The organism is Bacillus sp. GW821-FHT11D08, from assembly GCF_058808515.1.
On the sequence record NZ_JBXARS010000008.1, the window covers coordinates 1 to 13,273 of the forward strand.

Sequence of the window (13,273 nt, forward strand, 5' to 3'; positions counted from 1 at the left end):
TGGAGCTGACAGATACTAATCGATCGAGGACTTAACCAATTTGAATGTATGCTTACTGTTATCTAGTTTTGAGAGAACACTCTCAATGGTTTGGTGGCGATAGCGAAGAGGTCACACCCGTTCCCATGCCGAACACGGAAGTTAAGCTCTTCAGCGCCGATGGTAGTCGGGGGTTTCCCCCTGTGAGAGTAGGACGCCGCCAAGCTTTCTTAACCCAGTTCATGATGAACTGGGTTTTTTATATGAAAGATCACATAGATATATAAAGCTAATGCCTTTCAAAGGCATTAGCTTTTTTTTTTACATTGATTTTGCTTTGCTGTTGTGATGTTGAAGATTGTTTGATTTTATTGTTTCGAGCATTCTTAAACTGAACACAATCAGCAGCATAAGGAGCATCAGTGCAGTAAACAGCCAGAACGCAGTTTGTGCGGGATATTCATCTAAGCTCCAGCCGACGGCGATCGGAAGGAGTGAACCTCCTAATCCGTTTGAAGCGAGCAGAATACTGGTAGTCGTTTCTGTCTTTCCGGGATAAAAATGATTCGTGATGATTAGGGCTATTGCAAACATGCCTGCCATGAACAGCCCTAAAAAGAAGCAAAGGGCAAAACCGAACCATACGTTTTTGCTTAATGCTAATACAGTAAGTGCAGCCAGACCGCCAATGCTTATGAGACGGAGATAACGGTGATATGTCAGCTTTTCTGATACCGGGCCTGTTAATAATCTTCCTATGATCATCCCCGTCCAATACACAGTAACTGTTATCGTTGCCAAAGAGTTGGGGATATCCCATTTCTCAGCGAAGATGGAGGGGATAAAATGTACAATGGAAACTTCACTGCCGCCGTAAAAGAAGAAGTAAGCACCCGCCAAGGCAATAAACAGCAATCCGTGTGACCGATAACCGGTGCTTTGTTTTTTAGTGTCATCGGAAGAGACCTCTTTGCGGATGAGAAGCTGATCAATACTGCCGAAACTCATCTGCTTCCATGCGATTAAGAGTGCAAAACTGGATAACCCTAATACTAAAAAAGCAATTGTCCACATGTGGTTGTTGATAAGAAAGCCTGAGAGCAGAGGCATGAACAGCGCACCTAATCCGTAGGCCACTTCCATCTTGCTCATGGCCACAGCCTGTCTTTCTTTAATAGCGGTGAGGATGATCGTGCCTACACAGGATTCCACCAATCCGGCGCCAAGCCCTGCGATGCTGACGAGAAGAAAGAGCAGCGGCCAGGGCGGCAGGAAGGTGATGAACATTTCACAGCTGATGAGTGCCAGGCCAAAGATAACGACGTTTTTGCGCCCAAGCTTTTTCACCATGTATGGCATTCCGATGACACCGATGAGAAAGCCCATGAACTGAGAGAATACCAATACTCCGCCATTACTGTAGCTTTGTGAATAATGTGTGAGTAACTCAGGCAGTACGGCTCCCAGAATAACAAGTGTAAAAGCAATCGATCCATAAGAAAAACAGCTTATCCACAGCAGACGAGTTTTCATCATTTTATCTCCTTATTGGTAAAATCATATTTCTCTCTACTCGTATGACATGATGTTTTTACAAAAAATCCAAGTATTGTTACTATATCACATAACTTTTTCTCGTACATCCATTATGGTAACGTTAACAAATTGTTAACATTTTTTACAAGAAAGATCGTTGACATTATTTTCAATAATTTATACGATAAAAAGCGAAATTCTAATAATTTCATAGGGGTGGTATTTGTGGGAACGAAGGAAATCACGAATCCAGACAGCTTGTATTACAGTGTTGACGATGTAGTAATGGAGCGCGGAGAAGGGATTTACCTGTACGATCAAGAGGGAAATGAGTACATTGATTGCGCCTCTGCCACGTTTAACTTGAATTTAGGATACGGTAACAAAGAGGTCATTGATACGGTTAAAGAACAAGCCGATAAGCTCATCCATGTAACATCATCTTTTCAAACAGACGCCGTAAATAAACTGGCAGAAAAACTAGTAGAAATCGCCCCCGATAATCTCACAAAAGTACACCCTAAAGTCAGCAGCGGTTCCGGTGCAAATGAAGGAGCTATTAAAATGGCTCAGTATTACTCCGGAAAAACCGATGTCATCTCCTTATTTCGAAGCCACCTCGGACAAACGTATATGACTTCCGCTTTGTCCGGCAACTCATTCAGAAAAGAACCTTTCCCGCCGCAAATTTCTTTTGGCCTGCAAGTCCCCGATCCCTATTGCAGCCGCTGTTTTTATAATCAGAAACCTGATTCATGCGGTATGCTGTGCGTAGAAAGAATTAATGATTTTATTGAGTATGCGAGCAATGGAAAAATTGCCGCCATGATTATTGAACCGATATCCGGAAACGGTGGAAACGTCGTTCCGCCTAAAGAGTATTTTAAACAGCTGAGACAGCTTTGTGATGAACATGATATCGCTCTGATTTTTGATGAAATTCAGACCGGGTTCGGACGGACGGGTAAAATGTTTGCCGCGGACCACTTCGATGTGAAACCTAATATGATGACGGTAGCAAAGGGGCTCGGGGGCACAGGTTTCCAAGTCGCCGCCACTCTGACGGAGGACAAGTATACCGGGCTTCCGGGGTATACGCACTCCTTCACATACGGCTCAAATGTGATGGCCGCCGCTGCCGCTTGTAAAACCATAGATATCATGCAGCGACCGGGATTTTTGGAAAATGTAACGACGGTCGGTCATTATATTATGGATCGCTTAGAAACGATGAAAGAGGATTTCGCTTTTATTTCTGAGGTAAGAGGCGTCGGTCTTATGATCGGTGTGGAGATTGTTAAAGAGAACAATGAACCGGATGTGGAGCTGACCAATTATATTGCAAAACGGGCAATGGATTACGGGCTGATTCTCCGGACATCCCGTTACGGATTCGGAAATGTCTTTAAAATCCGTCCGCCTTTAACCATAACACTTAGTGAAGCCGAAGTGCTCTGCTACAGACTTCGCAAGCTATTGGAGGAAATCAAGTGAGAGACTATATCATTGAGCTTGGACAATTTGTTTATCAAAAGGTGAAAAATCAAAAAGGCACGCTGAAAAACCGGCTCGTAAATGGCTATTCTCCGGGAGGCGACGCCCAATTTAACATAGACGCCGCTGCTGAGGAGGCGGTGCTGGATTATATTCAAGAAAAGGGCCATCCGGTTGCTTTTTACACGGAGGATGGCGGCCTGAAGCTGATTGGAGAAGATCCGCAATATATTTTAATTGTAGATCCGATAGACGGAACGCGCCCGGCCGCCGCAGGACTTGAAATGTCGTGTATTTCGATTGCGCTTGCTTCGTATAAGCCAAACGCAAAGATTAAGGATATCGAGTTTGCTTTTTTACTTGAATTGAAATCAGGCGCTTATATGTACGGTGATATATACAGCGATGCCATTCATTTTGAAGGGTATCATGGAGAATTGCCGAATTTGAGCGGAGTGCGGGATATTAAAAATATGTTTTGGAGCCTTGAATTTAACGGGCATCCGGCGCAGCTGATGACGGACGCATACGGCCATCTGATTGACCAGTCGGCCAATAATGGCGGGGTTTTTGTTTTCAACAGCGCTTCTTATTCGATTTCACGAATTATCACGGGGCAGATGGATGCTTATGTGGATATCGGCAATCGTCTGCTGAAAGATGATCCGAAGCTGCTTTCAGATTTTCAGCAGGTCGGGAACGGAGAGGTGCTGCATTTGTTTCCTTATGATATTGCCGCAAGCGTCTTTTTGGCGAAGAAGGCGGGAGTGGTCATTACGGATGCGTACGGCCGGTCTTTGGACGAAACGCTTCTGACAGATTTAAGTTATCAGAATCAGCAATCATGTATTGCGGCATCAACGAAGGAGCTTCATCAAACATTGTTAGACCAAATCCGCTGGGGCAGAAAGGAAGAGAAATATGAAGGCGTTGGTCTGGACTCCTAATGATAAGCTTGAATATCAAGAGGTGGACGAGCCTCAAATTCGGAAATCCAATGATGTGAAAGTGAAAATTTTCGGCACCGGTATCTGCGGAACGGACTTAAATGTGCTGAAAGGAAAAATGAATGCAACCCATCATATGATTATGGGGCATGAATCGGTGGGAGCGGTCGTGGAAATCGGACCGGACGTGACAAATGTAAAAGTCGGAGACCGCGTCGTGATAGATCCTACGCAGTTTTGCGGGAAATGTCATTATTGCCGGAGAGGGCTGACGTGTTATTGCGAAACCTTCGAGGATTGGCAGCTCGGAATCGGGGCGCACGGAACGTTTGCGGAATATTACGTGGGGGAAGACAGGTTCATGTACAGAATTCCGGATTCAATGGAATGGGAGCGGGCCACATTGGTTGAGCCTCTCTCCTGTGTGCTGAATGTTGTGGACAAGGCTTCGATTCAGCCGGAGGACTCGGTCTTGGTTTTGGGGTCGGGACCGATCGGACTGCTTGTGCAAATGATGGTGAAAAAACTGGCGCGATTGACGGTTGCGACTGAAATAGGCAGTTTCCGAAGCGAGGCGGCGAGCCGGATATCTGATTATGTCTACCACCCTGAAGCATTAACCGTGGATGAAGTGAAACGGATTAATCAAGGAAGAAAATTTGATGTGATTTTTGACGCGATCGGCAATCAGCTTGATTGGGCTTATCCTTTTATTGAAAAGGGAGGCAGAATCGTGCCGATGGGCTTTGATGATACGTATGAGATGACGGTCAGGCCGTACCAGCTGCTGTCAAACGGCGTGACGATTGTAGGCACAGGTGAAGCCCGCCAGATCATGGAAGCCGCGTTAGCATGCGCGTCCGACCTTCCGCAGCTCTATGATCTTATTACGGAAAAGACGGAACTGAAGAATTATGAAGAAGCCATTGATCATCTCATGGGCATCGACCCGGTGACAAAAGAAAGAAAGGATATCAGCGCAATAAAAACGATTCTTGTGTCTGATCCGGAACTTTTATAAAAGCGGAAACGGCTCCAGTGAGAGTCGTTTTCTTTTCTTATTTATACGGTCTTGCACATTTCATTAAAGTTTAATATGATACTCTTTGTTAACAATTCCTTTCCTCAACGACATTATACTCTGAGCGTGTCCTCTTTTTCCCCGTAAGTTTGCCTCATATTCCCCAGATGAAAATCAATGTTTCCAACTGATAGGGTGCGGATTTTTATAGAGAAAAGGAGTCGTTATCATTTGAAAGATTATACGTTACAGCAGCAATGGTTCGGGAATGTCCGTAAAGACATTCTGGCCGGTATTCTGGTTGCCCTCGCTCTGATCCCCGAGGCGATCGGATTTTCAATTATTGCAGGTGTCGATCCGATGGTCGGCCTTTATGCATCATTTTGTATCGCGATTATTATTTCTATCTTCGGCGGCAGACCGGGAATGATATCAGCCGCTACGGGTTCAATGGCGGTTGTCATGGTGACATTGGTGGCTGATTACGGGCTGCAGTATTTGTTTGCGGCAACCATTTTGACAGGTATTATTCAATTTATTCTTGGTGTCAGTAAGATAGCGAAATTGATGAAATTTATTCCGCGTTCGGTCATGATCGGATTTGTGAATGCTTTGGCGATCTTGATTTTTTCTGCGCAGCTGCCCCAGTTCAAAGGAGCCTCATGGGTCATGTACGCCATGCTTGCCGGATCACTGGCTATCATATATCTATTGCCGAAGGTTACGACGGCTGTGCCGTCTCCGCTGGTGGCGATTATTGTCATGACGATCATTGCGGTGGTCTTCCATGCGGATGTCCGCACGGTCGGTGATATGGGCGGGATTACAAGTTCACTTCCGCATTTCTTGATACCGGATGTTCCGTGGACGTTTGAGACATTGCGGATTATTTTCCCGTATTCTCTGGCGCTTGCTTTCGTCGGATTGCTCGAGTCATTGCTGACAGCCCAGATCATTGATGAAATGACGGATACGGATAGTGATAAGAACAAAGAAAGCCGCGGACAAGGCATCGCCAATATTGTGAACGGATTTTTCGGAGGCATGGCCGGGTGCGCCATGATCGGCCAGTCTGTCATTAATACGAAAGCCGGCGGACGCGGCCGATTATCGGCTTTTACCGCCGGCGCGTTTTTAATGTTTTTAATTGCCGTATTAAGCGGTATCGTCGTGAAAATTCCGATGGCTGCGCTGGTGGCCGTGATGGTTATGGTGTCTATCGGCACGTTCGACTGGTCATCGATTAAAGGTTTGCGGAAAGCGCCCCTTACTGATTCGATCGTTATGGTTATTACCGTCATGACGGTCGTCCTGACAAATGATTTATCAAAGGGTGTCTTCGCGGGTGTGCTGCTAAGCGCGATCTTTTTTACGGCGAAAATTTCTAAGCTGAAGATTGTGTCACATTCCGAACAGAAAGATGTCAGAACTTATAAGGTAACGGGACAGATCTTTTTTGCTTCCGTGTTTGAGCTCACGAATGCCATCGTTTATGATGAAGACGTGAAGCGGATTGTCATTGATTTGACCGATGCCCACGTGTGGGATGATTCGGGAGCAGCGGCTCTTGAGAAAATTGTCGCCAAATGTAAAGAATACGGAATTGAGGCTGAATTAAAGGGATTAAATCAGAAAAGCCGAGATTTAATGAAACAAATGGCATAGAATTTGTGAAGTCCGGATGAATATATCCGGGCTTTTTTTCGGTTAAATTTGCCGGGGTGCATTGTTATAATGAATGAGACTTGAAAACCGTATATAGGAGACTTGCATATGATGTGGCTTCAGAAGTTGAACCAAGTGTTGGGGAGAATCATGCCGCTTTTGACTCCGTCAAGTGTGGCGGCGGGTGTGCTGTTATCTCAGCATATCAGCTGGATGGCCGGCGCTGTGCCGTGGATATTTGCATTTATTACATTTACGGGCAGTCTGAGTGCCAATTTTCATTCGCTGAAGCGCAGTATCGAGAAGCCGCTCCCGATGATCATGGCATTGTTTGTTCTGCATATTTTCATGCCTGTTTTTGCATGGGGAAGCGGCCATCTGATTTTCAGCGGTGACCCTTTAACTGTGACGGGGCTGATTATGGGTGTGGTGATTCCGACCGGAATTACGAGTTTGATTTGGGCTGCGATGTATAAGGGGAATGTCGGATTGACGCTGTCTATTATCCTGGTTGATACCGTGCTTTCTCCTTTTATCGTACCGTTAAGCCTGTCTGTCCTGGCCGGGGCGAATGTTCAGATGGATGTGTGGGGAATGATGAAAGGGCTGGCGGAGATGGTGGTAATTCCATCCATCGCAGGGATGATAGTCAACCAGTTTTCCCCGCCGGTAAGGACTCAGGCAATAAGCCGTTCGCTGGCTCCTTTTTCAAAAATCTGTCTGATGATTGTCATTGCCATTAACAGTTCTGAAATCGCGCCGTATGTCACGCACGTGGATATCAAATTTGCGGGCATCGCAGGCATGGTATTTTTTATTGCCATGACGGGTTATGCCGTGGCATGGCTGATCGGAAGGCTGATGAAGCGGAGCCAGGATGAAATTGTGTCTCTGATTTATACGGGGGGCATGCGCAATATCAGCGCCGGAGCCGTTCTCGCCGTTTCTTTTTTTCCGTCTCAAGTGGCGGTTCCGGTCGTCATCGGGATGCTCTTTCAGCAAATCCTTGCCGCTTTGTTCGGCTATTTGCTGAGACGCTTTGAACTTAAGCCGGTCGTGATGAAGTACGAAAAAAACCGCTCAGCTACGTGAGCGGTTTTTTCCGTACAGCCAGCTTAGTGCTGCATTGAATTGTCGTTTGAACGCTTCTTGATGGTGCACGGCGCCCTCTTCGATCGTGAATAAGAGCTGAGCTTGAGAAAAGCCTTTTTGCCTCAGGTTTTCGTACACGTCTTTATTTAGTCGGATCATGGCGTTTTGGATGTTACGTTTTTGTGCTGCTTCACGGCTGCCGACAGACATAAAGATACGCCGCCGTGCCGGACGCAAAGATGCGGAGCGGACATAATCTGCTGATTTTTCATACCAGAAGGAACCGGAAATACAACCGATTCTGCCGAATATTTCAGGCTTTTGGAGCATCGCGTATATCGAAAACAGTCCGCCTAATGACGCGCCGATCAGTCCTCTCGTTTCCGGATGTGCAGAAATGTGATGCATATCTTCTACAGTTGGAATGATGACATTTGTCAGCTCCTCGAGAAAGAGCCTCCCTTTGCCGCCGAAATCATGAAACGCAGGGCTCAGGGAAGGCGCGGGCCACGGCGTGTACTCATCGAGCCTGTCAGCCGGTTTGATGCCGATGAAAATCAATTCGGGAAGTGTACCGTTCGCAAATTGGGATTCAAGGTTATCCATCTGTTCTAAAAACAAAGAACCCCCGTCCAGTACGTACACACAGGGTAAAGCCCCTGTTTGAACCGAATAGGAGGGAGGAAGATACACAGTGCATTCCTTTCCGTTTATCCGGTGTTCTGTAAGGGTGCCTCTCATGCATCCAGCCCCTTCTTTTGCTTAAACAGAAGAAAAAAGAAATAAGGAACGCCGAGAATCGCAAGAATAATTCCCGCCGGCACTTCTGAAGGCTGAAAGAACAATTTGCCCGCAAAGTCGGCGGATATGACGAGGAGCATACCGACCAATCCGCTGACCGGTAATGAGTATCTGTGCTCAATCCCGGCGAGCCTGCGGGAAATATGAGGCGCGATCAGTCCGACAAATGCCATGCTGCCCGCTGCGGTTACACATGCGCTGATCAAAGCGATGCAGGCAATGAGTAAAATCGTTTTTTCTTTATTGGTTGAAACACCGAGGCTTTTCACCGTGTCCTCATCGAAACGAATGGTATCCAGCAATGACGTTTTCGCCATAAGCAGAGGAATGAACACGATCAGCCACGGAAGGATTGCCGTAATGGTCATCCAGTTTGCCGACCAGATGCTGCCGTTTTTCCAAACCATCGCCATCTCATAATCCTGCGGGTCCATTTTTAATGAAAGAAATAAAGACAGCGCGCTGAATCCGGAATTCATGGCGATCCCGACGAGAATAATTCTGCCCGATTCCAGATGCCCCCGGTGCCAGGCGAAAATATAGATCAGCACGGCCGCCATCAATCCTCCGATGAGGCCAAAGACAGGCATACCCATCGCAGAGGCAAGTGCCGTCGCTTCAGATTGTCCCTGAAACAGAAGCATAAACGTGACGATTCCGGCTCCGGCTCCTGCATTAATGCCCAAAATACCGGGATCGGCAAGACCGTTTTTGGTAATGGCCTGAATAACGGCTCCGGCTATCCCCAATCCGAGCCCGATGGCAGCAGCCATGACAATGCGCGGCAGCCTCAGCTGAAACAGCAAAATGTCATATTGCGGATTCGGATGGATGCGGAAAAGCGTACTGAGCAGTTCACCCGGCTTTGCGGAAAAAGAACCGCTTGTCATGCTGAAATAGCTTACGAGCAATATGAGAGCAATCAGAATGATATAAATTTCGGCCATTTTACGCACCACGCTGATCCCCTCCTTTTCTTTTAATCAAATAAAGAAAGAAAGGAACACCGATGATAGAAGTGACAACTTCAATAGGCGTCTCAAACGGATAATTGATGAATCGGCTGGCAAGATCGCAAAGGGTCAGGAAGACGCCGCCGATGATGCACGCGCATGGGATCAGCCTGCTGTAATCCGATCCGACGAGAAAACGTGTGATGTGCGGAACGACCAAACCGACAAAGGCAATTTTTCCGGCGAGTGCCACCGAGCTTCCGGTCAATATGACAACGGCCGCCATCGCCATGAGTTTGATGGTTCTTTTCTGCTGTCCCAGACTTTTTGAAATGTCGTCTCCTAATGATACGGCAGTGACCTTTTTGCTGAGAATCATGGCCGTGATGATTCCGATCGCAAAAAACGGGACGGCCAGTTTCAAAAAATCAGGGTTCATTTGATGCAGTCTCGCACTGTACCAAAAACTGAGATCCTGCGAAATTTGAAAATAAATCGAAAGTGCAGCCGACAGACTGCTGAGAAGCATACTGGTCACCGTTCCAATAATGGCAAGCTGCACCGGGGTAAAACCGCCGGGAAGAATGGAGGCCAGCCCGAAAACAAGAGCGGCGCCGAATGCGGAACCGATAAACGAGTATATGATCATTTCAATGGATGTCGATTGAGGGAGCAATACCATGCAAAGGGTGATGATAAAAGCGGAGCCGTCCGACACACCCATGATCGAAGGCGAGGCCAGATAGTTCCGTGTGATTCCCTGCATGAGCGCTCCGGAAACAGCAAGGGCGGCGCCGATAAACATAGCGCCGGCAGCCCTCGGGATTCTTGAATGCCATATGATCTGATGGTCGGTATTCTCCGGATTAAAGTGCAGCAATGCGGAGAACACGGTATGGAAGTCAAGCTGCTTTGCGCCGTATAAAACGGAAAGCAGCAGTGTCAGAACAATGGCAATCGGTGAAGCAATGATAATCATGTGTGTCCGCCGTTTTGCATACATGTGAAAAACCTACTCTTTATTAGTCTTGAGTCAATTTGTCAGCCGCAACCTGTAAGAAGCTGATTTTACTCCACGCGGTTCCGCCTTGGGCTAATGGATCAATCGTATTGACGTATACATGGTCTTTTTTGACTGCCTTCAGGCTCTTCCAGATCGGATTTTTCTCTAAGTCTTTCAAAGCGTCCGGCTTATCTGCATTTTCGTCATCAGAGAATTGTACGAAGATATGGTCAGGGTTCATTTCGCTTAATTTTTCAAGAGAAATCAGTTCCTGCGCTTTCGCCGCTTTGACTTCGTCCGGCGCCTTCAGGCCTAAATCACCGTAAAGCGTGGAGTTGAAATAAACTTGTTCAGGATAAATATAAATATTGCCTTGTCTGATTCTGATGACCAGCGCGTTTGATTGTTTCGCTTTGCTGTTGATCTTTGTTTTTGTCTTTTTCAGGTCCTGTTCGTAATCTGCGATGATTTTTTTCGCTTTTTTCTCTTTATCTGTAAGCTGGGCGAGCAGCATCATGTTTTCTTTCCAGTTTGATGAGATATGAGAGACAGGGATCGTTTCAGCGGTGCCGCTCAATTTTTTCAACGTTTTTTCCGGGAATTTGGTTGATGCCAGAATGACGTCCGGCTGCAGCTCAAGAATTTTTTCCATATTCGGCTGCATTTTTTCTCCCGTAGATACGGATTTATCTGTAATATCTTTAAACAGTTCCGGGAATTTGCCGGAGAAAGAAATTGCCCCTGCCGGATGAACGTCAAGCAATTTGGCGTCTTCCATTGATTCTACGCTGCCTGTAATGGCGATTTTGTCAGTCGGCGCTTTGACTTCATATGTTTTTCCGAGATATTCGATTTTCTTTTTATCTGAAGAAGCGTCCTTTCCTTTACTTGCTGTATCAGATGTTTCTGAGCTTCCGCAAGCCGCGGCCGTGAAAGCCAAAAGCAAAATCATGAAAGCGAATGCCAATTTCTTCATCTATTGTTCCTCCTGTTCAATTGATAACTATTATCAATTGGAATTATAGAGAATGAACAGGGATAAGACCATGGATAATTTCCGGCATTACCATGGACGATCTTCGGATAAAATGGAAATGCTTTGCTCGATCATCCGCTGATGTCCGCTTGGAGAATATTCAATCCACGGGTCAGATGATATGGGAAACACGCGTTTATTGCTGACGGCTCTAAGGTTCTGCCATATCCCGGTCTGCTGAATCCGCTGAAAATAACGAAGCGTTTCCGGTTCTTTACAAGTGAAAAGCATGATGCAGTCAGCCTGGCAATCCGCCAGCATGTCCAAGGAAATCTTTTCGTCAGGAGCAAAAGATTCCGGTTTTGCGGAGGCAAAGCCTAAATCACCGAAGAAGACATCCTCAATACTGTTGTTATGGGCGATGTACATATTTTCTTTATATACACGGACAAATAAGAACCGCTGATGCCGCACGTGTTTCAGAGCATCTTTCGCTGAATGGGCGAGACTTTGATAAGCTTTAAGCCAGTGCCGCGCTTCCTGCTCTTCATTCAAATATGCGGCTGTGCGAAGAAACTGGTCTCTCCAATTCTTTTGAGCCGGAAGGTAAAAAACGTCAGTGATGTCATTCAGGCGCTGTTTTTCTTCTTCACTGACAGAATCAAGACTGAAAATGATGTCCGGGGCAGCTTGGGAAAGCGTGTGCAGGTTCTCTTCCCAATTTGCATTATAGCGGTAAGCACTCAGGTGAACCGGAATATCGGAAGAGAATTGTTTGTAATAATAGGCCGTCCATTTCGGGTGCAGCGCCGCAGCATAAGGCACGTGATGCAGAGGAATCAGATGCCCCATCGTTTCTTTTCCGTACGCGGCCATTTTTGTGCGCCTTTTTTTCATATAGCTTGTAGGTGAGCTGCCGGTATGTTTTTTAAAGATGCGGCTGAAATAAAATTCATCTTGGTAGCCGATTTGATGAGCGATTTCCCGCAGTTTGCAGTTTGCCTTGGCCATCAGTTTTTTCGCATTGGTTATGCGGATGTCTGTGATATATTCAGTTACGCTCTGCCCGTATAGTTTTTTAAAGGTTTCACTGTAATGCTTGGGACTGATTCCCGCCATATGAGCGAGCTGGGTGAGCGTGATTTTTGTGTCGGACTGAGCATGTATGAATTGTTTTGTCTGTTCGATCGCCGCTTTCGTATTATTTTGATGGCATACTTTTGCGGCATAAAGGTCGTACATCAGCTGCTGAAAGTCGGCTGTATATTTCATTTTCTGCAATGCATCCGCCGATCGCGCATTTTCAGAAAGTGACTGAAGCCGGCTTGTCAAATGATCAACCGTTTGTAAATTCATTTGCTGAAGTCCGTGGAAGATGTCTTCCCCGTTATCCGGAAGCATCGCTTCATCATCTGATGAATAGGAGAAAACACGGAGTCTGACGATATACAAATGGATGCCGCCTGACGGTATAGGGGCAATATTGAATGTCTCATCACAAGGACAGATGTAGAGCGTTTCCTTCTGCAGCGGAAAGCTGTCTGTTCCGATATCAATTTGTCCCTCGCCTTTCACATGAAAGATCAATACGGGGGAATCAGTGAGCTGATGCTCTGACAGAAGGTCGGCTGTTTTTTTTACGGAGATGATATCAATGGGCTGAAAGAATAATGTGTTTTTCATGAGAAACCACCTTTTAGGAAACATTCATTTAAATGATAACTGTTATCATTTAAATTGTACCAAATAAATGAATGTTTTCCTATAAAAAGCGGAAATGTGAAATGCGTCAAAATGTTACACGTG

Annotated in this window: 11 protein-coding genes and 1 rRNA gene; 6 read left to right on the forward strand and 6 right to left on the reverse strand. The window is 46.2% G+C overall.

Annotation, left to right across the window (positions count from 1 at the left end; translation table 11 throughout):
• The first annotated feature begins 89 nt into the window (after window positions 1–89).
• A 5S ribosomal RNA gene (gene rrf, locus AC1RRX_RS15555) occupies window positions 90–205 on the forward strand.
• Window positions 206–300: 95 nt separating this feature from the next.
• Here rrf and AC1RRX_RS15560 read toward each other — a convergent pair.
• Window positions 301–1,512 (reverse strand): MFS transporter, encoded by a 1,212-nt coding sequence (locus tag AC1RRX_RS15560; RefSeq protein ID WP_181005566.1) that lies wholly within the window; start codon window positions 1,510–1,512, stop codon window positions 301–303.
• A gap of 228 nt (window positions 1,513–1,740) precedes the next feature.
• Between AC1RRX_RS15560 and AC1RRX_RS15565 the strand changes: the two genes are divergently transcribed.
• From AC1RRX_RS15565 to AC1RRX_RS15585, 5 genes are all read left to right on the forward strand, one after another.
• On the forward strand, window positions 1,741–3,009 hold the full coding sequence (locus tag AC1RRX_RS15565; RefSeq protein ID WP_015388774.1) for an aspartate aminotransferase family protein: 1,269 nt from the start codon (window positions 1,741–1,743) through the stop codon (window positions 3,007–3,009).
• Window positions 3,006–3,956, forward strand: a complete 951-nt coding sequence (locus AC1RRX_RS15570; protein WP_007408028.1) for an inositol monophosphatase family protein — start codon at window positions 3,006–3,008, stop codon at window positions 3,954–3,956. Before AC1RRX_RS15565 ends, AC1RRX_RS15570 begins: the two co-directional genes overlap by 4 nt.
• Complete coding sequence (locus AC1RRX_RS15575) at window positions 3,931–4,977, forward strand: zinc-dependent alcohol dehydrogenase (RefSeq protein ID WP_038456747.1); 1,047 nt, start codon at window positions 3,931–3,933, stop codon at window positions 4,975–4,977. Before AC1RRX_RS15570 ends, AC1RRX_RS15575 begins: the two co-directional genes overlap by 26 nt.
• A 231-nt stretch (window positions 4,978–5,208) precedes the next feature.
• Entirely contained in the window at window positions 5,209–6,642 is a 1,434-nt protein-coding gene (locus AC1RRX_RS15580) for a SulP family inorganic anion transporter (RefSeq protein ID WP_144464798.1), read from the forward strand.
• Between the two features lie 150 nt (window positions 6,643–6,792).
• Window positions 6,793–7,734, forward strand: coding sequence for a bile acid:sodium symporter family protein (locus AC1RRX_RS15585; RefSeq protein ID WP_114354912.1), 942 nt, complete (start codon window positions 6,793–6,795; stop codon window positions 7,732–7,734).
• Here AC1RRX_RS15585 and AC1RRX_RS15590 read toward each other — a convergent pair.
• From AC1RRX_RS15590 to btr, 5 genes are all read right to left on the reverse strand, one after another.
• Window positions 7,723–8,475, reverse strand: a complete 753-nt coding sequence (locus AC1RRX_RS15590; protein WP_144464800.1) for an alpha/beta hydrolase — start codon at window positions 8,473–8,475, stop codon at window positions 7,723–7,725. The genes AC1RRX_RS15585 and AC1RRX_RS15590 overlap by 12 nt on opposite strands.
• The gene (gene feuC / locus AC1RRX_RS15595) at window positions 8,472–9,482 is read right to left on the reverse strand and encodes an iron ABC transporter permease FeuC (protein ID WP_144464889.1); all 1,011 of its coding nucleotides are present in this window, start codon (window positions 9,480–9,482) and stop codon (window positions 8,472–8,474) included. The genes AC1RRX_RS15590 and feuC overlap by 4 nt, the downstream gene beginning before the upstream one ends.
• A 1-nt stretch (window position 9,483) precedes the next feature.
• Complete coding sequence (locus AC1RRX_RS15600; RefSeq protein ID WP_144464802.1) at window positions 9,484–10,491, reverse strand: FecCD family ABC transporter permease; 1,008 nt, start codon at window positions 10,489–10,491, stop codon at window positions 9,484–9,486.
• 19 nt (window positions 10,492–10,510) lie between these two features.
• Entirely contained in the window at window positions 10,511–11,467 is a 957-nt protein-coding gene (locus AC1RRX_RS15605; protein WP_003156778.1) for an ABC transporter substrate-binding protein, read from the reverse strand.
• Window positions 11,468–11,554: 87 nt separating this feature from the next.
• Window positions 11,555–13,150 carry a bacillibactin transport transcriptional regulator Btr gene (gene btr / locus AC1RRX_RS15610; RefSeq protein WP_144464804.1) on the reverse strand — a complete coding sequence of 532 codons (1,596 nt, stop codon included), beginning with the start codon at window positions 13,148–13,150 and terminating at the stop codon, window positions 11,555–11,557.
• Window positions 13,151–13,273: the final 123 nt, after the last annotated feature.

Bases quoted from the DNA above. Each gene is read 5' to 3' on its own strand.
- AC1RRX_RS15560 (WP_181005566.1), bottom strand. From the start codon at position 1,512: ATGAAAACTCGTCTGCTGTGGATAAGCTGTTTTTCTTATGGATCGATT.
- AC1RRX_RS15575 (WP_038456747.1), top strand. From the start codon at position 3,931: ATGAAGGCGTTGGTCTGGACTCCTAATGATAAGCTTGAATATCAAGAG.
- AC1RRX_RS15585 (WP_114354912.1), top strand. From the start codon at position 6,793: ATGCCGCTTTTGACTCCGTCAAGTGTGGCGGCGGGTGTGCTGTTATCT.
- AC1RRX_RS15590 (WP_144464800.1), bottom strand. From the start codon at position 8,475: ATGAGAGGCACCCTTACAGAACACCGGATAAACGGAAAGGAATGCACT.
- feuC (WP_144464889.1), bottom strand. From the start codon at position 9,482: ATGGCCGAAATTTATATCATTCTGATTGCTCTCATATTGCTCGTAAGC.
- AC1RRX_RS15600 (WP_144464802.1), bottom strand. From the start codon at position 10,491: ATGTATGCAAAACGGCGGACACACATGATTATCATTGCTTCACCGATT.
- AC1RRX_RS15605 (WP_003156778.1), bottom strand. From the start codon at position 11,467: ATGAAGAAATTGGCATTCGCTTTCATGATTTTGCTTTTGGCTTTCACG.
- btr (WP_144464804.1), bottom strand. From the start codon at position 13,150: ATGAAAAACACATTATTCTTTCAGCCCATTGATATCATCTCCGTAAAA.